The following is a 20,530-nucleotide window of genomic DNA, read 5'->3' as shown; positions in this document are numbered from 1 at the left end:
GTTTCCCTCTTTTCCCTCGTAAGTCATCAGAAGATGCGGTAATTCGCCCATTTGGCAGCCGCACGGTAAGCAAGCAGGATCAGAACCATACTGATTACGGATTTGAACAGACCGATCGCTGTACCAAAGCCCATTTCGCCATTCAAAATCGCGGTCCGATACACAAACGTATCGATAATATCGCCTTTTTGATAAACGAGCGGATTGTACAGGTTAAAAATCTGATCAAAGCCAGCGTTCAGTACGTTACCAAGCGCCAGTGTACCTACTACCGCAGCGATTGGAATGATAGCTGGAATCGTAATATGAATCGTCTGTCTCCAGCGAGTCGCTCCATCCATCTCTGCCGCTTCATATAGCGCCGGGTTAATCCCTGCCAGTGCTGCAAGGAAAATGATCGTGTTGTAACCGAACTCCTTCCATACATCGGAGACGATCACGGTGAAACGGAACCAGTCGTTATCACCGAGGAAAAAGATAGGCTGAATGCCAAACACCGAGCTGATGATGCGGTTAGCAAACCCATCAGTTGCGAGCAGATCGATCAAAATACCGCCCAGAATGACCCAGGACAGGAAATGAGGTAAATAAACCAGCGTCTGAATCGTCCGTTGCAGCTTCACCCGCCGAATTTCGTTTAGCAAAATTGCAAACACGAATGGAACGAGCAGGTTGAAAATAAGCTTTAATACCGCAATGATCAACGTATTCCAAATCACCTGTACGCTGTCCTGACGTTCAAACAAATACCGGAAGTTATCCAGACCAACCCACTCCGAGCCGGTAAAGCCGAGCCACGGCTTGTAATTTTGAAAAGCCATTACAATGCCGCCCATAGGCAAATAACTGAATAACAGCAGGAAAATCATCGATGGTAGCAGCATTACATGAAACGGCCATGTTCTCTTTAATGTTTTCATATACTCTCCTCCTACTTTCAAGCCATGCAGACGCAAGTCAGACTGAATAAAATAACGACCCGGAGACCAGGTCGTTATTCTCCTCGTATGCTGCTGTATCTGCTACAGATGGTTTACTATTTAGCTTGCTTATTTTTTGATGCTGCTATACCAGTCGTTAACTTCCTTCGTCACATCATCGCCACCCGACGATTTCCACGTTTGCACAAAGGTATCAAACGCATCGATTGGGGATTTGCCGTAGATGATTTCGTTAAAAGTCTGGCTTTCGATTTTGTTCAGGTAATCCATTTTTGTTTTCATGCTTTGTGTCGTTGGGCCGGTAAACATGTCAGGGTAAGATATGTCTTTTTGGGACATCAGCACTTTAGCTGCTTCTGATGTTTCTTTGCCGTAAGTCGTTTCGACATCACGTTCCAGACGTGTTTCAGGTTTTGCACCATTTGCCAGCTTCAGCAATGCATCCATTTGTGCATTCGGAATACGTGCGCCATCACGAACGAGCAGGTAACGTACGCTATTCACATAACCGCCAGCGATTTTATCGATTGGAACATTGTTGCCGGAAGCGTCCAGATCGTAGTCATAGCCTTTGAACAGACCATTTTTAAATTCACTTTTTGCATCTGGATTAGCCAGATTGTCAAACATATAGTTTTCATACGTGAACAGCGCCTCAGGATGCTTCATGTTTTTGTTGATCAGGATTACGCCATTCGTTGTGCTTGTGCCGTGACGCATCGCTTTACCATTTGGACCTACCGGAATCGTAATTGGCTTCCATATTGCATCTGGGACATTTTTGACTGTATCTTTTAGCGGCCAGCCACTCATCCAGTATGGACCCGGTATAATTCCAGCCGTACCCGCTACAGCTGGCTCGGATGTTTTGTTCTCATCCCACAATGCAGCTTCTTTTGGAATATAGCCTTTATCAAACCATTGTTTCAGCTTGGACAGACCTTCCTTCATGCCTGGCTGTACTGAACCGTATTGCAGGGTACCGTCAGCAGCAACATTCCATTGCTGTGGCAATGTACCGTAAGCGCCGAAGATCCAGGACGGATCGCCCATCCATGTGTTCATTGATGTTTTGAAACCGATGCTCAGTGGAACGACTTTGTCCGGGGATAAACCGTCCGGGTTTTTATTTTTAAATGCGTCCATCACTTTTTCTAGCTCATCCATCGTTGTTGGTGCTTTCATGTTCAGCTTGTTCAGCCAATCCTGACGAATCCACAGCACATAATCGTGGTTGTAGGCATAGTCAAGTACCGGAATACCCATTTTTTTGCCTTCACGCATGTAAGGATTCCATGCGTTCGGATCTTGTGACATTGCTTTTTTCCATGTATCCGAAGCATATTTATCAAAAAGTGGCCCAACCTCACTAAACATGCCGGAATCGATCAAATCCTGGGCAAGTTGCAAATCTCTGTCGCCGATTGTTACTACATCTGGCATTTCCTGACCAGAAGACATGGCCAATCGCATTTTGGTTGCAAATGCACCATTCGTATCCGTTACCGACCAGAGTGATTTGATATCGATGCCGAGCTTGTCTTTTGCCCATTTAGTCGCTACATTATTTTCGATCGATTCACCGTTTTTAAATTGCAGTGCTGGGTCTACCCCCCATACTGTCGTTACGGTTACCGGTGGATCGTACTTTTCTTTGTATGCGTTTTCAGTAGTCGCCGATGCAGCTCCATTACTCGAAGTGCCGCCTCCACCACATGCAGCCAGACTGCCTGCTGTCAACATCGTGGTCAGCAAAACTGCCGCTATTTTCTTCATTCCCATGTTGCTTGCTCCCCCTTCAGGTTAAACACCGCTCGTTGTACATGTATTGTACGTGAACTGTTGTTGTTTCATGTTTTTATTATACTTGAGGGGTGAAGGCACGCCTATGTCACGAAGTTAATATTCCTGCACCTTTTGCAAGGTGTTGGGTGGAATTTTACCACTTTCTTCGGTGTTTTGAAGCTTTAGATGAGATTGTACCTAGTGGGGATGGTGGTGGTGCAGCAGCCGCTACGGGAAGGGATTGGGGAACGGACTCAGGTGGAGGGGCGAGAATCTACGGATTAGGAGGGAATGTAGATTCTCGTCCCTCCAAAGTCGTCCTTTTCCCCAATTCCCTTCCCTTCGCTCTGATGGGGTTTATACCATTTGGTCGGTAGCGGTAGATCTTTAAAAGATTCTTGTAAAAACTTCTTGTTCGAGGTGGGAGGTGGTAATAATTCGACCCTGGAGAGGGGCGGCAATTGAAAAGCCTATGCTAAGCTAATTATTCTATGTAGGGCCATGTAGTTTTCTTTCAATAGTTTATTCTTTTTACTATTTAATTACTTCAATCTTCCAATGTTTAAATGTTTGCATTGGACTTATGCATTCATTTAGGATTTATTCCCCTCCAGTATCATTCCAATAAGCCTTTCAACACGCATGATCAAATCTCAACTTCATCCTGCAATTTCATCCCTGTCCGCACCTCGTCTTTCCCCTGCCCCTTCCCGCTGCGAAATAAACATTGATGCGGCGGAGCGGAGGAAAGAGAATAAGGGCGATGGGCGACTTTGGAGTGCGGGAATCTACATGCCTTCCTAATCCGTAGATTCCTGCGACTCCACCGAAGCCCATGCCCTTATCCCTTTCCGGAGCGGTCCCCGCCCAGCACATATGTTTATGTCGTCCTCAGCGATCCCTGAATTCGTTCGGTGTCATGCCGTAGTGTTTTTTGAATAGTTTGCTAAAGTATTGCGGGTTTTGGTAGCCGAGTTCGGCGGTAATTTCGTAGATTTTGCGGTTGGTGTGTTTGAGCATATACAATGCTTTTTCCATGCGAATGCGAATGATGTAGTCGCCTAAACCTTCGCCGGTTTCGGTTTTGTAAATTTTGGACAGATACACCGGATGTAGATACACGCGGTCGGCGATGCTTTTGACGGACACGTCCTGACCGAGACTGTCGGACACGATCTCCTGTACTTGTTTGACGATGCGGCTACGGCTCGGTTCGGCAGTGCTGTTATTTTGCTGTACTTCCAATCGTCCGAGTACGTTCATACACCAGTTGCGCAGACGATCCAATGAACCTGTAATATGTTGAGCGGCAAAAGGATCAAGGCTACCTGCATCGCTATCACCGAGCATATGTCCATGATGATGAGACATGTACACAAGCGCATTGCTAACGGCGAGGTACACTTCATATAAATGCTCATGTGTGAGCGGCAATGACTCCAGTGAATCGAGCACAGACAATACTTTATCGCGTGCTCCATTCCATTGACCGGATTCGAGCAAATGAATCAAGGTTGGCGGTTTATACAGTGGCTCCATATATTTGATCATCGCCGGGCGCTCTTGAATACCATCATCTTGCTGTAGCCATTGGATACGGGAGCGACTTTCGGCTACAGGATGCTGTGCAGAGCGCAGCACATGACGATAGGCGGTTGCCATCTCGGTTGGGAACAGAAATGGCTCGCTCACATACAGGGTGAGCTGGATTTTCAAATACGTTTCTGCACTGGTCGTGAGCACTTGTAAACGTTCGCGATTGTGAACATCCGGCTGTTCGCCATTTTGCCAGAGTAGGATGAGTCCACTATGCGGTGTACGACCGAACCAGACCGGGTCGTGCTCACCGAGCAGTTCAACCGCAATATTACCAAGCGCATATTCCAGCAGACGTGCCTCACTTTCCTCCATTCCACGTAAAGAACTTCCTGTAGACATGTACAACATACGCGTCTGTCGTTCCGGCTCCAGAGCAATTTCGTAGCTTTCCAGACGTTCATGCAGCTCTCGTCCACCCAGATCGCGTCCGAGTAGCATATCGCTTAGCAGTCCATCTCGCAGCAGCTCCAGTTCCGATTGACGGCGGTAGGCCAGCCGATTGTATTTATCTAGCTGCCCCCACTCTTGCTCGATCGTCTCTACCACCTTACTCACACTTTCCATAAACTGATCATCATCGACCGGTTTTAAAATGTAATCACTGGCATTCAAGCGGATCGCCTTCTGCGCATATTCAAAATCCGAATGTCCGGTAAGCACCAGCGAGCGTACACCAGGCCAGTGCTTAGCCAATTCTCCTAGCAGCTCCAATCCATCGCGATCTGGCATACGAATATCGGTAACGACAAGCTCAATTTCATGCTGTCGAAGCATCTCTAACGCCCCATCGACCGAATCGGCGCGATATACTCTATCGATACGCAGCTCTTGCCACGGAATAGTTAGCGCCAGACTTTCGGTTACATACGATTCATCATCTACAAGCAAAATATTAACCATACTTTATTCACTTCCCTGATCTCTTTCTAAAGTTACGTCTTAGCATGCTGCATTTTAGGCTATCTCATTGGGATGATCCACTTCTTGGTCTGTTCTACCTTCTACTCGCCAGCTAAGCGTCACTTTAAGACCACCCAGCATAGATGAGCTTAATGTTACCCCTGCGTCCTCGCCAAACCGAAGCTGCATCCGCTGATGTACATTCCACAAACCGCAACCCATTTCTTCGCCAAGCGGCTCTTGTAAACTGGTCCAGAGCTTGAAGCGTTCTTCCTCATCCAGCCCTTTACCATCATCTTCTACACTGATCTGCCAGTGATCGCCGTCTCGCCAGCCTTTAATAATCAGCTGACCGGCAGATGAATACGGTTCGATACCGTGGATTACCGCATTTTCTACGAGTGGCTGGATCAATAGTGGCGGAATGGGCACCGCATTGAGCGCTTCTTCCAGCTCAATTGTATACATCAGACGCGACATGCGCATTTGCTGAATAGCCAAATAGTTACTCACAAATGCCATTTCTTCAGATAGCGGTACCAGATCGCGCTCCTGTCTGGTCGTATAACGGTAATACTGAGACAAATTTTTCGACATCGCAATGACCGCTTGCTGATTGTTCAGCTTCGCCATACTTGTAATAAACGAGAAGCAATTGTAAAAGAAATGCGGATTAATTTGCGATTGCAGCTGCTTCAGCCTCGCTTCGCGCACATGGATTTTCTCCAAATACACATGCTCAAACAACATCTGAATCTGCTCCACCATCGAATTGAAACGATCGGACAGATAAGCAAATTCATTGCGTCCTTTCGGCTTGATTCGTACCGAATAGTCTTCCTGCTTCAAACGGTTAAAGCCAGCAATTAGCTGACGCATCGGCACCTGTACCTGCGCATAGAGCAGATAGGAAGCAATACAGCTCATCAGCAACAGTACGATCATCGCCAGATAAAACAAACGATTGGAATCATCGATCGGTTTTAATATATCATCGAGCGGAATATAGTCGATCATATACCAGCCCGTCGCTTCGGATCGAACTACATTGACCATATACGGCTTATTTTCCACCTCAATCGTCCGACTTTCCAAATCCTGTAGTGGCTGCTGGTGCAGCGAGGAAATAAGTTCATCGGTCAGCTCATGATCAGCTGAACGATTATAAATCGTACCAAAAGCAGGATTATAATAAAATGGATCACGCCGTCCATCGCTTTTGAACTTGTCCAGCATATCCTGAATGTTACCGCTATCAAATTCAACCTTAACCACCGTACTAATATTGTCCGCCTCTACCGTCGCATTGTAAGGTAGAATCGATGTCCATGAAAATTCAAACTCGGTTGGGACGCTCTCATTACTGCTAGGCAATTGGCTCACCTGCCAACCGGAATGAAAACTTTGCAGGGCATCCTTTTTACTAATCGTGGTGACGTCATTATCGGTAATTAGACGTTGAAGAGAAGGCGAATAGATGGATAGACGACTGCGCCAGTTCGAGGAGCTTTCCTGAATCGCGAGTTTACCCTGGATGCGTTTGACTAGATTGATCGCATCCAGGTTTAAATAATCATTTTGCAAATACAAATCGTTGAAGCTCACAATATCCGGATCATGAATAAGCAGATTCGGCCATGAAGCGAGCAGCTCAATATTCGTATTTACCTGATTTTGAAAAAAGCTAAGCTGATTCATATTGGATTGATTCAGCTCTTTGCGCAGCACATTCGCTGTTGTCCGATTAGAGTAACTGTACAGTACAATGACAGGAATCAGCATTAGTACGACAAGAATGACAATCTTGGTGAACAGGTTATAGCGGGACATCCCTTTCGCACTCCTTTATCTCTACCAGCTATAACCGCCGGTACGGCGGATCATATACATACCGCCGCGCATTAAAATATAGCCGATTCCGCTAATGACCAGGATCATGCCTGTAAACACAAGCATAAATCGCAACTCGGATGGATCGTTAATGATCATCATAACATTATTAATAATGCTCTGTGGTTTTGTAAATACATCCCAGCTATTCCAGCGAATAAAGCGTCCAATATAAATGCCAATACTGCTCAGAACGAGCACTATCGCCGCAAAAATCCACGCAATCAAGCTGCCGTACCGCTCAGCGATATGCTGCTGGACGGATGATAATGCATATGTACCTAACCCCAGTCCGAGCAGTCCGGCATTGAAAAACAGAAACAGATGATACCAAAATTCCAGATCCTCGGCAAAACGTCCACTCGGCCGATAATGGACAAATGGATGAATCAGATCCGTTACCAGATACGCGGCATTCGGATAAAAGAGCAACCAGCACATACCGATCAGCACAATCAGCACTGTACCGCCCCATCTCATACGCCAGTAACGATGAAGCGCAATCGCACCGTCCAGCAAAAGGGCAAGCAATACAGGTACCCAGGCGAGAAACATATCCCAGTTTAAAAAGCGATACAGCTCACGTCCGGTATACACACGCAAATGGGAACCGATCCAAAAGCAAAACAATGTAGCCAGCCCAAGTGCACACAACATGATCAACTTGCCTGTCCACGGTTTAGTGCCCCATACGGTTTCATTCATCTTTCATTCCTCCATTGCTCACCCCTGCACAGCTCTCCGCAAATTCTTCACATAGCTCTTCTACATCTTTACGACGAACCAATTGATCTAGCCATGCTTGCGGAATCGCTTGATATCCATAGTATATACCGGCAAGTCCACCGGTGACCGCGCCAGTTGTATCTGTATCCTCGCCCAGATTAACCGCCTGCAACACCGCTTCGCGATAACTATGCGTATGCAGTAGCGTCCATAAGCTTGCTTCCAGTGTATGCAGTACATAGCCGCTTGAAGCGATATGTTCCTCTGACAGTGTTGCCAGCGAGCCATCCATAATCCGCTGGAATCGTTCTACTTCCGCATGTTCACTATAATGCTCACGTATCGTCTGGCAAAGAGCAGCGTAATGCTCAGCAAGCGTGCGCTGCTGCCCATATGTCAACAATCCAATCGCAAATTCAATATAGATGACACCTGCTAATATGGAAACAGGATGACGGTGAGTGAGCGAAGACACGCGGCGAATCCATTCATAACGTGTCGCTCGCTCTTCATGTAGGAGCCGATAAGCAAGCGGCAGGATGCGCATTAACGAGCCATTCCCATTACTGTATTCATCGATTCCGCCTGCTTCCTCAGCAGGCATATGAGCTTCTTCTATCCGCTGAATCGCCTGCCTTGTCGCAATTCCGATATCGAATAACTCATCATGGGCTGTCCATAAACCTTGACGATACCACTGGATAAATCGACGACCTAGATCGTCAGTATCGAGCATCGGATGCAGCTTCAGACTGGATAACAGGCACATCGTCATTGTGCTATCATCGGACCAGGTGCCTGGCGGCTGACGATGTGTACCATAGCCGATCATATCGGTAGCTGGACGACGAGCAATGTCGGAACGGGACATAAATTCAAAGGGTACGCCTACCGCATCACCGACAAACAAGCCGATAATGCCATCGCGTACATGGTGTAGTGGGTGATGAAGAGGAGTAACTTCATTATAGTTCATACGTATGTACTTCCTTTCTACTTCTATTCATTTTCATCGATGACGGTTAGATCGTCTGGCTGTTCCTGCCCTATATGCCAAACGGTAGACAATTGATGATATAATCATTTTAATATACAGCTTGCATTTAGGATACGATCGGCACGCTGCTTTATTTGGCAACATCGATAAGCATGTCCCGATCTCATACAGACCAATGTAATGCACAGCTAGCTGAATCTGAATTGAAGGAGCGACCACCATGATTATCGATATTCAGCATGTGAACTGGCAACGTGAGACAGGTACTATTATCAACGATATTTCCTGGCAGGTGCAGCCGGGGGAACACTGGTGTTTGCTCGGGCTTAATGGCTCCGGCAAAACGACGCTGCTTAATATGATTAATGGATACATATGGCCGACCAACGGCAATGTAGCGGTACTTGGCGAAAAATATGGCGAAGTCGACCTGCGAGAACATCGCAAAAAGATCGGCTGGGTGAGCACATCGTTACAGCAGCGTCTGCATGGACGTGATACAGCAGAAAGTATCGTGTTAAGCGGCAAATTCGCCTCCATTGGCGTATATAGCCAAATTGGTGAGCAGGAACGAGAACAGGCTCGTTCGCTTATGCGTCAGCTGGATGCAGAGCATCTGACTGGACGCACCTATGATACCTTATCTCAAGGAGAGCGGCAACGTATCCTGATTGCGCGCGCATTGATGGCTGAGCCGGAATTGCTCATTTTGGATGAACCGTGTACAGGCCTGGATATTTTTGCACGGGATCAACTGCTGCATCGTGTGCAGCATATTGCAACAAGTGCACAGGCGCCGACACTCATTTATGTGACCCATCATATCGAAGAAATTATGCCCTGCTTTAACAAAACGTTATTGCTACGTGGTGGACAAGTATTCGATGCGGGAAATACGGCGGATATGCTGTCTTCCGAACGGTTAAGTACATTTTTCAACATCGCTGTCGATGTACGTCCTGAACCCGGTGAACGTTATTCGATTCGGCTGACCGGACAGGAGGATCGCTCGCAGACATAATCGTTATTGTATAAAACATAGGGCTTATGGATCAATGATCTGCTGCTTAACGATTCTCTCCTACCAACCTGTGTACATTTCACTCTGACGAATCATGTCTCTTTCCAGAGACATACCTGTATAGTGTAGTGGTGTTACTTCACTTGGATATAGGTAGATTCGAACGACACCAGTCGCTTCCTTTTGGCTCATACTAGCAGTATTCAGCTATATTATTTAACTAATCATCATCCAGCGAAAGGGGTTTACCTATTTATGAAATATCGATATCTTGGTCGCAGTGGCTTGCAGGTTTCTCTGCTTGGACTCGGCACCAATTCCTTCGGTAAACGCGCCGATAAAAAAACATCGATCCAAATTTTGCATGCCGCTATCGATAGCGGTGTGAATTTTATTGATACAGCTAATATTTATGCCAATACCGCTTCCGAGGAAATTATCGGTGAAGGGCTGCAAGGAGCGAAACGTCACGAGGTCATTCTTGCCACCAAGGCAGGCTTGCCACGTGGAGATGGCGCCAATCAGCGCGGTTCGTCACGTTATCATTTACAACGAGAATTGGAGGATAGTCTCCGCCGTCTACAAACCGATCATGTGGATCTGTATCAGATTCATACCTTTGATCCGCATACACCGCTTGAAGAGACGCTACGTACGCTGGAGCATCTTGTACAATCCGGTAAAGTTCGCTATATCGGCGCTTCCAATTATGCTGCATGGGAACTCATGAAGGCGCTCGGTATTAGCGATCGATTGGGACTAGAACGATTCGTATCGATTCAGACATCGTATTCGCTTGCTGACCGCACACCCGAGCAAGAATTGATACCGCTCTGTCTGGATCAAGGTGTTGGCATTATTCCTTATTTCCCACTCGCAGGCGGCATTTTGACCGGTAAATATTCGCAGGAAGATGAAGCGCCAGCAGGCTCGCGTGCAGACAAAGACCCTTCCTTTAATCGACTGATGACCGGCGAGCGCATCGGTCTGGCTGACGGAATTAGCTGGTCAGCGCGTTCCTTATCAATCGATCCAGCGGTATTATCACTTGCCTGGCTAATGGAAAAGCCTGCCGTATCGAGCATTATTGCAGGTGCAACCTCTGTGGCCCAGCTGAACAATAATCTAAACAGTGTCAACGTCGTGCTTAGTGATAAGGTCAAAGCAGAACTGGAGCATCTGAGCAAGCCATTCCGATATAGTGAACCGTTCGCTACCTATCGTCTGTGGTAAGACATTCATCCCGTTGTGGCTCTGATCTAAATCGATATCTCTTCCTTTAACAATACATGTCTAATATGAGACATACTATGTCAAGCACAGCAAAACAATGATGACTTCGCAAAAAAGTGATTATTACGCAGCACGCTACATCACCTTATACAGGTTCAATATCTTATAAAAGTTCAATCTATTACTTCCTACAGGAGGGCTTCGATGAATTCATCTTCTAACTTTAATGCGAAAGACGCTATACCTGCACCAATAGCTGGTACACATCGTGTAGACTATCCATCCACTATCGCTTTCCCTCCACCACTTCAGCCTAGTGATCGTATCGCCCTGACCGCTCCTTCCAGCGGTCTACGTGCTGATCTCCATCCACTTGCACATCGTATGCGCGATTATTTGACTGAGCTTGGATATGAGCCAATGATCGGCGAGAGTATGTGGACGAATTATAAATGCGTGAGCTTGCCTAGAGCGGAGCGTGCGGCGGAATTGGAGCGCTATTTGCTTGATGAAGAGGTGAAAGCGATCATTCCACCGTGGGGTGGCGAATTTTTAATGGAGTTGTTGCCGCTATTGGATTGGGATCGTATCCGTCAGTTACCTCCGAAATGGATTCTGGGATTTTCGGATATTAGCACGCTTACTTTTGCCTATACACTGCAAACCGGGTATGGGAGTGCACACGGGCCAAGCGGGATCGATATCGCTGAGTCGAAAGATAAGACAACGTCACGCTGGCATGATCTGTTGACCGCAGCGGCAGGACAACCGATCGAGCAGCAATCATCGGCAAAGTATCAATCGAAGGCCGATTACACTAAAGCTGGATTCAATCTGGATGCGCCAACGCGCTGGGAATGGCTTGGTCACGAGGAGCAGCCCGATGCTGAGCTACATATGTCTGGGCGTCTTATCGGTGGATGTATGGATGTGCTAGCCGCGTTAGTGGGTACGCCGTGGGCACCGGTAAATGATTTTATCCAGCACTATGGCGCAAAAGACGGAATGATCTGGTATCTGGAAAGCTGTGAAATGAATGCGGGTGCTATCTATCGACATCTGTGGCAAATGCAACAGGCTGGCTGGTTCCAGCATACCCGTGCTGTACTGATCGGCAGACCGGCGGGCTATGAGCCGCTGCAAGAATTTGAACTGCTGGATGCACTGCATATGGTGTTTGATGAACTGCGAATTCCGGTCGTTTATGGTGTGGATATTGGACATATCCCGCCCCAGGTCACTTTAATTAATGGAGCGAAAGCGGAACTTACGGTCATAGATGGCCACGGAACTATTGTTCAGACGCTGAATTGAGAACAAAGGCTGGTTGAACGTAACAAATTAACCGTAACGATGCGTTACAACTTTCGATATGCAGTCAGGCGGTTATCTTTCCTAATATAGATATGAATCTATTTTAGATACGAATTGGACTACGTTAGAGTAAATGCTCATTGGCTGTGCAATTCCTATTGTGAACCTAAAATCCCCTGTGCTGCTCCCATCTTACACACTGACCTTTATGTAACGGAACGTAGAAGTTCATCCGCTAGCAGGTTAATGTATGATCCAGGTAAAGCTACAGGGGATGTTTATTATTTCTTTCGTGCCCATAGATGCAAAACCGAATGTAAACCAACATAACCTAAACAAGCGCCAAGCGTATTCAGTATAATATCATCCACATCAAATGTGCCACGTCTCGTCACAAGCTGCAAAAGCTCCAGCAACAAAATGAACAGCGCAAATCCACCTGCAAAAGGCAACAATCGCACGTTGCACATCATTGGAATCAACAGCCCAAACGGCACAAACACAGCGATATTTCCTGGCAAATTAATCCACTGATCGATCACCGTTCCAATACGCATCGTTGCAAAATCGGTAATTGTACGCAGCGGAATCACATTATACCGGTACGGCGTATCCTGATCTGGCGCATGACGACCAAATCCAAAAAACATCCAGTACAGCAGCAAAAGCGTATAACCGATCATTAAAAAAGTCGCATGTCTCTTATTCATCCTAAAGATGGCATCGAATGTGAAGACTGTACACGATGATGCACAAACGAACGATAGTGTTCGCCCTTCGTATCGGCAAGCAGTAATTCCAACAACCCATTCGGTACGAGCAGCGCATGCTGTTGGTGCTCAATCTCCTCCAGCGTTTTCCAGACTGATCGATACGTCACTTCTCCTTCAATCCCCTCGATCACTTCACGTTCATACCATTGCTGATCCGGCAATGTCCCTTCATAAATAAAAGCTAGATCATGTCCATGTTGCGGCTGCTCAGGCAATTCCTCCACCATTACACCATTCATTTCGGCGACTTCCTGCCGGTTGGTTTCGTAGTGATTTTCGATAATATAACGCAGAGTAGGCTGCCCAATCATCGCGCCAATCTCCTCCTGCACTTCGCGAACGACTGTATCCACACTTTGCTCCCCGTATTCCATCGTGCCCCCAATAGGACGATACATTATCCTTCCGCTACTGGCATATATCGTTTCCTGAAACAGATACCGTCCTGCCTGCTCAAACAGGCAGAGACAGGAGATGCGTATGTTCATCGTTAGGTCTCCTTTTCTATGTAAGAGTGCTTGTGTAAATTGCTCCAGCGCAGCGCAATCTCACGGTACAATCGACCGCCAATTTTAATAGTTTGCTCCCTGTAAGGTACAGCTCCATAATGCTCATAAAAGCGCACAGTCGGATTGTCGCGCAGTACCCAGACGATTGCATGATCATATTGCTGTTGTTGCATCCATTGCAGCATCCGGGATAGCAATTGTCCGCCCCCCCCTTTTCCTTGCACCGACGATAGCAAATACAGCGCGTAGATTTCCCCCTCGCGCTGTCCATTGGATATAACCGGTTCACGGCTCCTTCCACCGCTGATAAAACCGGTAATGACTCCCCTTTCATCTTCCAAAACTAACAGTTGATACTGCTCGTCTATTCGTTTCAATTGCTCCTGCCATGCCTGCTGACGCTGTGGCACAGATAGCTGCTGCAAATACGCCATATCCAGTAAGCCGGCATAGGTCGTCTGCCAGCTCTGTACATGAACGATGGCAATGCCTGCTTCATCGCCCGATCTGGCTTGGCGGATGATCATGTGCACGACCTCCTTCGGCTAGTTTGATCCTATTGTTGCATGATATGGTTGTATGGATCAACATATCGGTTAGCGAATCAAATGCAGACAAAAGTCCAAATCTGCCTGTAAATGCTCCTTCATCAACCTCTCCGCTGTATCGCCGTCATGCGCTTGAATCGCTTCGCAAATACGCGCATGTTCTTCGATCAGAAACGGTCGATCATGCAGCACAACTTTTTGCCGAAACAAGTAAATAACCGATTGCATCTGGTCAAACAGATCGATCATCCGTGTATTGTTACTCGCCTGCATAATGATTTCGTGAAATTCGCGATTGGCTTCCATAATCTCGTCCTTGCTGCCTTCACGTCCAATCTGCACACAATGCTTCAGCTTATTAAGCTCGGCGGCAGATAGAAATGTGGCGGCACTACGAGCAGCATAGCCTTCCAACAACATTCGCAATTCAAAAGTATTGCGCAAATCGGTTTCCGTCAGCTTGACTACTCGTTTGTTGACGATCAGTCCTTCTTGCTCCAATTTGCGGATTGCTTCGCGAATCGGTGTGCGACTGACACCTAACTCGGCAGCTAGCTTTTCCTCTACTAGTTTCGTTCCCTGTGTTAACTGACCGTTCAAAATCATATCCCGCAACACTTCATACGACTGCGCATAAGCGGAACGTGCTTTGCCATGATCCTGTTCCATTGTTGTTCACCTCTGTTGTTTACTTTAGCGAAAATCATTTTAATGCACAACCTCATACCAAGAAGCTTCCAGCACTCCAAATGTAAAAGAATACATTTTAATTAAAAATGTATACAAAAATTATTTTTTTGTGTACAATAACTTTCAAATAGAAATTGATACCGCTTTCAAAAGAGGAATAGGAGGAATGATAGATGCACAACCGTTTAGGATTTATCGGGCTCGGCATTATGGGACGACCTATGGTAAGTAACTTGCTGCAAGCTGGTTATGAGGTGACGGTATTCGATATTAATACAGCCGCTGTGGAGAAGTTAGTTTCGCAAGGTGCGCGCAGCGCGGCAACTCCAGCGGAAGTCGCGACGCAGAGCGAAATTATTTTTACGATGCTGCCAAACTCCAGTCATGTACAGCAAGTAGTACTCGGTGAGCATGGCGTACTGCAAGGGGCTATTTCGGGTAGCATTATTGTCGATATGAGTTCAATCTCGCCCGTCATCTCACGCGATATCGCCGTAGCTGTACAAACTGCCGGTTTACATATGATCGACGCACCTGTCAGCGGCGGTGAACCGAAAGCGATTGATGGTACGCTGGCGATTATGGTGGGCGGAGATGAGAGCGTATTCACTTCCATTCTACCGGTGCTGGAAGTTATGGGCAGTCAGGTCATTCGAGTCGGAGCTAACGGTTCCGGGGCAACCGCCAAGCTAGCCAATCAGATTATTGTCAATTTGAATATCGCTGCGATGTCCGAAGCACTCGTCTTCGCCGCCAAAGCGGGAATCGATATTGGTAAGATGTATGAGGCGATTCGCAGCGGTCTCGCAGGCAGTGCTGTATTGGATGCTAAAGTACCGCTCATTCTGGAACGTAACTTTGTCGCCGGCGGACGGATTGATATTAATCTGAAAGATATGACCAATGTTATGGAAACTGCGCATGACATCGGAGTTCCGCTACCACTGAGCAGTCAACTGTTAGAAATCTTCCATGCGCTAAAAGTAGACGGCAAAGCGGCAGATGATCACGGTGGGATCGTGCAGTATTTTGAAAAATTAGCAGGTGTTGAAGTTCGAGCAAATCCCACAAATTAATACGGTCGATCTGCTATTTATTGACATGATTGTATCGCAGATCATTGGCATGACTGCATGGGCTAAGCGTCATTTTTACCGACACTCACCGATCGATCGCCCCTTATCAGCCTGCTGTACACATACGATCAAAATTACGATATGAGGTGAACAGGATGAACATCCATTTTTCCAAAGTAACACTGGAACAACTTTCACAGCACCTGCCTGCTGAAGCGCCGCTGGATGGTGCGCGGCAGCAGATTGCGCAGTGTCAACAACAACGCAATCGTAAAATCATCGTGCTTGATGATGATCCCACCGGTGTACAGACCGTACATGATATCTATGTACTAACACAGTGGGATGAACAACTGTTGCGGCAGGCTTTTCTCGCACCGGAGCCAGTATTTTATATTTTGACCAACACACGTGCAATGGAAGCGGAGAGCGCTGAATGGATTAATCGCGAGATTGCCGCCAATGTATGTAAAGTAGCGGACGAAGTTGGACAGGAGTTTACCTTTATCAGCCGTAGTGATTCGATGCTACGCGGGTATTATCCGCTAGAAATTGATGTACTGGCAGAGGAAGTTTCGCAGCGACAGGGCCGTTGTTTTGACGGGCATCTGATCATTCCAGCTTTTTTAGAAGGCGGACGGTTTACGATCAACAATACCCACTATATGCTGGATCACGATGTGCTGGTGCCGGTGCACGAAACTGAATTTGCACAGGATCGCGTATTCGGATATAAGAACGGTGATCTTACCGAATGGGTAGCGGAGAAAACAGAAGGTCGCTTCACCGCTTCCCAATGTCTGGTCATTTCGCTGGAGCAACTACGCAGCCATCCCCAGCAGGTCGATGCGCTACTGATGCAGGCAACTGACAATGTGCCAATTATCGTCAATGTGATCTCGTATGCCGATATGGATCTGTTGTCGCTAGCACTGTTGCGTGCAGAGCAAAACGGAAAACGCTTTATTTTTCGTACAGCGGCGTCATTTGTCAAATCATATGCTGGCATTCGTGATGTGGATTACTTGCCTGCGGATCGGCTGATTGCGGATGCGCAAAGTAAGCACGGTGGCATTATTATCGTCGGCTCTTATGTACAGAAGACGACGCGTCAGTTGGAGCAGTTACTGCAACTGGATGATGTGATCGGATTGGAAATGAATGTGGAGCTGCTGCTGGACGATGCCACTCGTGAACAGGAAATCCAGCGTGTGCAGATCGAAGCCAATACGCATTTGTCCAACGGAATCAATGTCGTTGTCTACAGCAGTCGTCGTCTGATTACTGCGAATAACAACGTAGATCATTTCCAGATTAGTGCTACCATTTCTACGGCACTGGTTCATATTGTGCAATCGTTACAGGTCGCTCCGAAGTTCATCATCGCCAAAGGTGGAATTACCTCAAGCGATGTCGCTACCCGTGGTCTGTCTATCAAGCGTGCGCTTGTGCTTGGTCAGGTGAGCGCAGGTATCCCGGTCTGGCTCACCGGTGCAGAAGCCAAATTCAATGGTATTCCTTACATCGTCTTCCCCGGTAATGTCGGCAACGATACTACGCTACGGGAAACGGTCGAGATCATCCAACAGCATCACTCGTAAATTCAACTCGGTACATGGAGGGCATAGCTCTCCTTACCGAATGTATGCAGGAGGGGAAAACAATGTACACTGTATTCGGTTTAAGTCATCATACCAGTCTGCTGCTCTATGCAGCTATCTCCATTATCGGGCTGATCGTACTAATTGCCCGCTTCAAAATGAATCCGTTTATCGCTCTCATTCTCGGCGCGGTATTCATGGGCCTGATCGCAGGTATGCCACTCAAAAATATCGTCAGCTCGTTTCAGGAAGGGGTCGGCAGTGTACTCGGCTTTATCGCCATTGTGCTGGGATTGGGTACGATGCTCGGTAAGTTGATGGCGGAATCGGGCGGTGCCGAGCGTATTGCCAATACGATGGTACGCGTGTTTGGCGAGAAAAATGTTCACTGGGCGATGATGGTCGTCGCTGTCATTTGCGGAATTCCTGTATTTATTCAGGTCGGTATCGTGCTGCTGTTCCCGCTTGTCTTCGTGATCGCGAAGAAGACCGGCACTTCGCTGATCAAAATCGGTATCTCCCTCCTCGCTGGACTTGCAGTTGTACACAGTCTGATCCCGCCGCATCCAGCGGCAATGCTGGCAGTGGGCATCTTCAGCGCCGATGTCGGTAAAACAATCTTTCTCGCGTTAATCGTATCCGTACCGGCAGCAGCCATTGCCGGTCCTCTCTACGGTAGCTGGATTTCCAAGAAGGTGATGATCCAGGGCAGTAGCGAACTAATGGAACAATTTACGGAAACGAAACAAAAAGAACTGCCGGGCTTTGGCATTACTTTATTTACTATTTTGCTGCCGGTTATTCTGATGCTGATCTCGACGATCGTCAGTCTACTTTTGCCCGAAACGAATATGTTTCGTCAGGTCGTTGACTTTATCGGCAGTCCAGTGATTGCGCTATTGATCGCTCTACTGTTCTCACTCTATTCATTTGGTTATGCACGTCGCTTCAACAGTAAGCAGTTGCTGGCGTTTACGAATGATTGTCTCGGTCCGGTTGCTTCCATCGTACTGCTGATCGGTGCAGGTGGCGGCTTCAACAAAATTTTGACCGCCAGCGGTGTCGGTGACGCTATCGCTGCTTTTGCCCAGACCGCGCATTTATCGCCACTACTGCTCGCCTTCCTCATCGCCGGTCTGATTCGTGCCGCTGTCGGCTCGGCTACGGTTGCTATGACGACGGCGGCTGGTATCGTCGCACCGATTGCAGTGACAATGCCGGGGGTGAGTCCAGAATTGCTCGTACTCGCAACCGGTGCAGGGTCGATTATTTTATCCCATGTGAATGATTCAGGCTTCTGGATTGTAAAGCAGTATTTGAATTTGTCTGTACCCGATACGCTAAAAACATGGACAGTAATGGAAACGCTGCTCGGTTTTGTCGCTTTTGGTATCGTAATGATTCTAAGTATGTTTATCTAATACGTTTTCAAAGCATTGCCAGGTAACTTGCTTCAGAGGATGGATAACTAAAAACACTTCCTGTTTGGAAAAGGAACGTCTGGTAACAACCGCGCATCTTTTCCAATCGGAAGTGTTTTCGTATGGGTTTCCTATTGATCTTCTAACTTTTACTTCTCCGCTTGATCCAGCTGCCAGACCTTATAACCCATCCGATAAAAATCTGCCAGATCATGGCGTCCTGTGCTGCGGAAGCGACGCTCCGCCTCCTCCATACTCACCACATCCACAATCTCTACCTGTTCCCCATCCAGCGGATTTAGCGGCTGACCGTCCAACTGCACCTGTCCATATCCCGCCAACCGAATAAATTGCGGATGCGGAATATGTGGACGATACGGCGTATCCGAGGAAGAACGACAATCAAAATAGCCAAACACCGTATAATCCAGCAATGTCCCTCCCGTTTCTTCGACCACTTCGCGCCGTAATCCATCCAGCAGCCATTCGCCTGGTTCCAGCGTGCCACCCGGCAATTCCCAGCGTCCATCCGTTAAACGAATCATGACGACTTTATTTCCTACCATCGGCACAATCGACACATTGCTGATTAATGCTTGCTGTTCGGTCGTTAATTCTGGTATAGGCTGAAAAGAAGCGGTCACAGATCCCCATATGATTGGAGCCGACAGCGTGTTTAACGAACGATAATAGTGTTCCACTTCCAATGTACGCCGCGCGGCTTGCATCCACGGATGCACGACCGCCAACCTGCCCTTTTCACCGAACATATAATCTACATACACATCAATCGCATCATCCAACGAACGCTCCACAGCCTGCCGCATCAACGCAATATACGGCGCTGAATCCGACGATGCCCATGACAGCTTGTCCGCGATAAACAGCAGTTTGTCCATCGTCCTCATATGTCCTTTTAAAGTAGTATGACAACAGATCGCACTCAGTAGCGCTGGATCGTTCCGACCGAATACATTTTTCGCAATCCAGGCTGATAGTTTTTGATGTAGTAGAAACGGAACTTGTCGCTCTGCCTCCACCACCTCTATGTTCCATTGCAACGCCAGCTCCAATTTATGTTCATCTGGAATTACCGTTGAAATATCGTGCAGCCAACCGCCCAGTACCGCAATCTCGACATCCTGGTCATACTGCCTTGCTAGCTGCTGCGCCTGATCCGCAACTTCCTGACTATGTACCCACGTATCCACTGTCTCATTATGGTTAAAAAAAGATGCCATATATTCGTGTAACCGTCTCTGTTCATTTAGCGATTCGGTCATGGCTGGAAAATAAATCGATATAGACTGAGGAACATCCAGTTGATGCAATAGAATATCCCGTGGCAGATTATACATGCTTCGTTCCCTCCATCTACTTCGTTTATTGAGTATAACGTTATGGTCATGTCCAGCCTGTATAAAAGATGGATTATTGATTCCAAAAAAAACGACCAGGTAACCTAACAATATTAAATATGAATATATGGATGCTGACAACCCCACA

17 protein-coding genes are annotated in these 20,530 nt (G+C 47.2%); 6 read left to right on the top strand and 11 right to left on the bottom strand.

Translation table 11 applies throughout. The annotated features are described in order from the left end of the window. Nucleotides 1-26 precede the first annotated feature (26 nt). The 6 genes from AAHF22_RS03825 to AAHF22_RS03800 form a co-directional block, all read right to left on the bottom strand. Nucleotides 27-920, bottom strand: a complete 894-nt coding sequence (locus AAHF22_RS03825; protein ID WP_347323646.1) for an ABC transporter permease — start codon at nt 918-920, stop codon at nt 27-29. 129 nt (nt 921-1,049) lie between these two features. After that, on the bottom strand, nt 1,050-2,723 hold the full coding sequence (locus AAHF22_RS03820) for an extracellular solute-binding protein (protein ID WP_371834013.1): 1,674 nt from the start codon (nt 2,721-2,723) through the stop codon (nt 1,050-1,052). A gap of 894 nt (nt 2,724-3,617) precedes the next feature. Further along, on the bottom strand, nt 3,618-5,225 hold the full coding sequence (locus AAHF22_RS03815; RefSeq protein ID WP_347323645.1) for a response regulator: 1,608 nt from the start codon (nt 5,223-5,225) through the stop codon (nt 3,618-3,620). A gap of 54 nt (nt 5,226-5,279) precedes the next feature. Next, nucleotides 5,280-7,055, bottom strand: a complete 1,776-nt coding sequence (locus AAHF22_RS03810) for a sensor histidine kinase (protein ID WP_347323644.1) — start codon at nt 7,053-7,055, stop codon at nt 5,280-5,282. A gap of 21 nt (nt 7,056-7,076) precedes the next feature. Then, nucleotides 7,077-7,820 carry a DUF1361 domain-containing protein gene (locus AAHF22_RS03805; RefSeq protein ID WP_347323643.1) on the bottom strand — a complete coding sequence of 248 codons (744 nt, stop codon included), beginning with the start codon at nt 7,818-7,820 and terminating at the stop codon, nt 7,077-7,079. Further along, nucleotides 7,813-8,817 carry an ADP-ribosylglycohydrolase family protein gene (locus AAHF22_RS03800; RefSeq protein ID WP_347323642.1) on the bottom strand — a complete coding sequence of 335 codons (1,005 nt, stop codon included), beginning with the start codon at nt 8,815-8,817 and terminating at the stop codon, nt 7,813-7,815. Before AAHF22_RS03800 ends, AAHF22_RS03805 begins: the two co-directional genes overlap by 8 nt. A gap of 241 nt (nt 8,818-9,058) precedes the next feature. On the opposite strand from AAHF22_RS03800, the gene AAHF22_RS03795 reads away from it, so the two are divergent. From AAHF22_RS03795 to AAHF22_RS03785, 3 genes are all read left to right on the top strand, one after another. Continuing rightward, complete coding sequence (locus tag AAHF22_RS03795; protein WP_347323641.1) at nt 9,059-9,859, top strand: ABC transporter ATP-binding protein; 801 nt, start codon at nt 9,059-9,061, stop codon at nt 9,857-9,859. 255 nt (nt 9,860-10,114) lie between these two features. Continuing rightward, entirely contained in the window at nt 10,115-11,092 is a 978-nt protein-coding gene (locus tag AAHF22_RS03790; RefSeq protein WP_347323640.1) for an aldo/keto reductase, read from the top strand. A 204-nt stretch (nt 11,093-11,296) separates the two neighbouring features. Then, nucleotides 11,297-12,406 (top strand): S66 family peptidase, encoded by a 1,110-nt coding sequence (locus AAHF22_RS03785; protein ID WP_347323639.1) that lies wholly within the window; start codon nt 11,297-11,299, stop codon nt 12,404-12,406. Nucleotides 12,407-12,687: 281 nt separating this feature from the next. Here the strand turns inward: AAHF22_RS03785 and AAHF22_RS03780 are convergent, their stop codons facing one another. From AAHF22_RS03780 to AAHF22_RS03765, 4 genes are all read right to left on the bottom strand, one after another. Then, nucleotides 12,688-13,116, bottom strand: coding sequence for a VanZ family protein (locus AAHF22_RS03780; protein WP_347323638.1), 429 nt, complete (start codon nt 13,114-13,116; stop codon nt 12,688-12,690). Then, complete coding sequence (locus tag AAHF22_RS03775) at nt 13,113-13,667, bottom strand: NUDIX domain-containing protein (RefSeq protein ID WP_347323637.1); 555 nt, start codon at nt 13,665-13,667, stop codon at nt 13,113-13,115. Before AAHF22_RS03775 ends, AAHF22_RS03780 begins: the two co-directional genes overlap by 4 nt. Nucleotides 13,668-13,669: 2 nt before the next feature. After that, nucleotides 13,670-14,215 (bottom strand): GNAT family N-acetyltransferase, encoded by a 546-nt coding sequence (locus AAHF22_RS03770; RefSeq protein WP_347323636.1) that lies wholly within the window; start codon nt 14,213-14,215, stop codon nt 13,670-13,672. A gap of 69 nt (nt 14,216-14,284) precedes the next feature. Next, nucleotides 14,285-14,905 carry a GntR family transcriptional regulator gene (locus AAHF22_RS03765; RefSeq protein ID WP_347323635.1) on the bottom strand — a complete coding sequence of 207 codons (621 nt, stop codon included), beginning with the start codon at nt 14,903-14,905 and terminating at the stop codon, nt 14,285-14,287. Between the two features lie 194 nt (nt 14,906-15,099). Here AAHF22_RS03765 and garR point away from each other — a divergent pair, with 194 nt between their 5' ends. The 3 genes from garR (at nt 15,100) to AAHF22_RS03750 (ending at nt 19,024) form a co-directional block, all read left to right on the top strand. Further along, the gene (garR, locus tag AAHF22_RS03760) at nt 15,100-16,002 is read left to right on the top strand and encodes a 2-hydroxy-3-oxopropionate reductase (RefSeq protein WP_347323634.1); all 903 of its coding nucleotides are present in this window, start codon (nt 15,100-15,102) and stop codon (nt 16,000-16,002) included. A 155-nt stretch (nt 16,003-16,157) separates the two neighbouring features. Further along, nucleotides 16,158-17,603, top strand: a complete 1,446-nt coding sequence (locus AAHF22_RS03755; RefSeq protein ID WP_347323633.1) for a four-carbon acid sugar kinase family protein — start codon at nt 16,158-16,160, stop codon at nt 17,601-17,603. Between the two features lie 62 nt (nt 17,604-17,665). After that, nucleotides 17,666-19,024: a GntP family permease gene (locus AAHF22_RS03750; protein WP_347323632.1), complete on the top strand. Its 1,359-nt coding sequence runs from the start codon at nt 17,666-17,668 to the stop codon at nt 19,022-19,024. Between the two features lie 149 nt (nt 19,025-19,173). Here the strand turns inward: AAHF22_RS03750 and AAHF22_RS03745 are convergent, their stop codons facing one another. After that, entirely contained in the window at nt 19,174-20,382 is a 1,209-nt protein-coding gene (locus tag AAHF22_RS03745; RefSeq protein WP_347323631.1) for an NUDIX domain-containing protein, read from the bottom strand. Nucleotides 20,383-20,530 lie beyond the last annotated feature (148 nt).

Origin of the sequence: Paenibacillus wenxiniae, assembly GCF_039822605.1 — a bacterium.
GTDB classification, from domain to species: Bacteria; Bacillota; Bacilli; order Paenibacillales; family Paenibacillaceae; genus Saccharibacillus; species Saccharibacillus wenxiniae.
Note: the sequence above shows the minus strand (reverse complement) of the source record. Positions and strands in the feature narration are given on the sequence as shown.

Bases quoted from the DNA above. Each gene is read 5' to 3' on its own strand.
- AAHF22_RS03825 (WP_347323646.1), bottom strand. From the start codon at position 920: ATGAAAACATTAAAGAGAACATGGCCGTTTCATGTAATGCTGCTACCA.
- AAHF22_RS03820 (WP_371834013.1), bottom strand. From the start codon at position 2,723: ATGGGAATGAAGAAAATAGCGGCAGTTTTGCTGACCACGATGTTGACA.
- AAHF22_RS03815 (WP_347323645.1), bottom strand. From the start codon at position 5,225: ATGGTTAATATTTTGCTTGTAGATGATGAATCGTATGTAACCGAAAGT.
- AAHF22_RS03810 (WP_347323644.1), bottom strand. From the start codon at position 7,055: ATGTCCCGCTATAACCTGTTCACCAAGATTGTCATTCTTGTCGTACTA.
- AAHF22_RS03805 (WP_347323643.1), bottom strand. From the start codon at position 7,820: ATGAATGAAACCGTATGGGGCACTAAACCGTGGACAGGCAAGTTGATC.
- AAHF22_RS03800 (WP_347323642.1), bottom strand. From the start codon at position 8,817: ATGAACTATAATGAAGTTACTCCTCTTCATCACCCACTACACCATGTA.
- AAHF22_RS03795 (WP_347323641.1), top strand. From the start codon at position 9,059: ATGATTATCGATATTCAGCATGTGAACTGGCAACGTGAGACAGGTACT.
- AAHF22_RS03790 (WP_347323640.1), top strand. From the start codon at position 10,115: ATGAAATATCGATATCTTGGTCGCAGTGGCTTGCAGGTTTCTCTGCTT.
- AAHF22_RS03785 (WP_347323639.1), top strand. From the start codon at position 11,297: ATGAATTCATCTTCTAACTTTAATGCGAAAGACGCTATACCTGCACCA.
- AAHF22_RS03780 (WP_347323638.1), bottom strand. From the start codon at position 13,116: ATGAATAAGAGACATGCGACTTTTTTAATGATCGGTTATACGCTTTTG.
- AAHF22_RS03775 (WP_347323637.1), bottom strand. From the start codon at position 13,667: ATGAACATACGCATCTCCTGTCTCTGCCTGTTTGAGCAGGCAGGACGG.
- AAHF22_RS03770 (WP_347323636.1), bottom strand. From the start codon at position 14,215: ATGATCATCCGCCAAGCCAGATCGGGCGATGAAGCAGGCATTGCCATC.
- AAHF22_RS03765 (WP_347323635.1), bottom strand. From the start codon at position 14,905: ATGGAACAGGATCATGGCAAAGCACGTTCCGCTTATGCGCAGTCGTAT.
- garR (WP_347323634.1), top strand. From the start codon at position 15,100: ATGCACAACCGTTTAGGATTTATCGGGCTCGGCATTATGGGACGACCT.
- AAHF22_RS03755 (WP_347323633.1), top strand. From the start codon at position 16,158: ATGAACATCCATTTTTCCAAAGTAACACTGGAACAACTTTCACAGCAC.
- AAHF22_RS03750 (WP_347323632.1), top strand. From the start codon at position 17,666: ATGTACACTGTATTCGGTTTAAGTCATCATACCAGTCTGCTGCTCTAT.
- AAHF22_RS03745 (WP_347323631.1), bottom strand. From the start codon at position 20,382: ATGTATAATCTGCCACGGGATATTCTATTGCATCAACTGGATGTTCCT.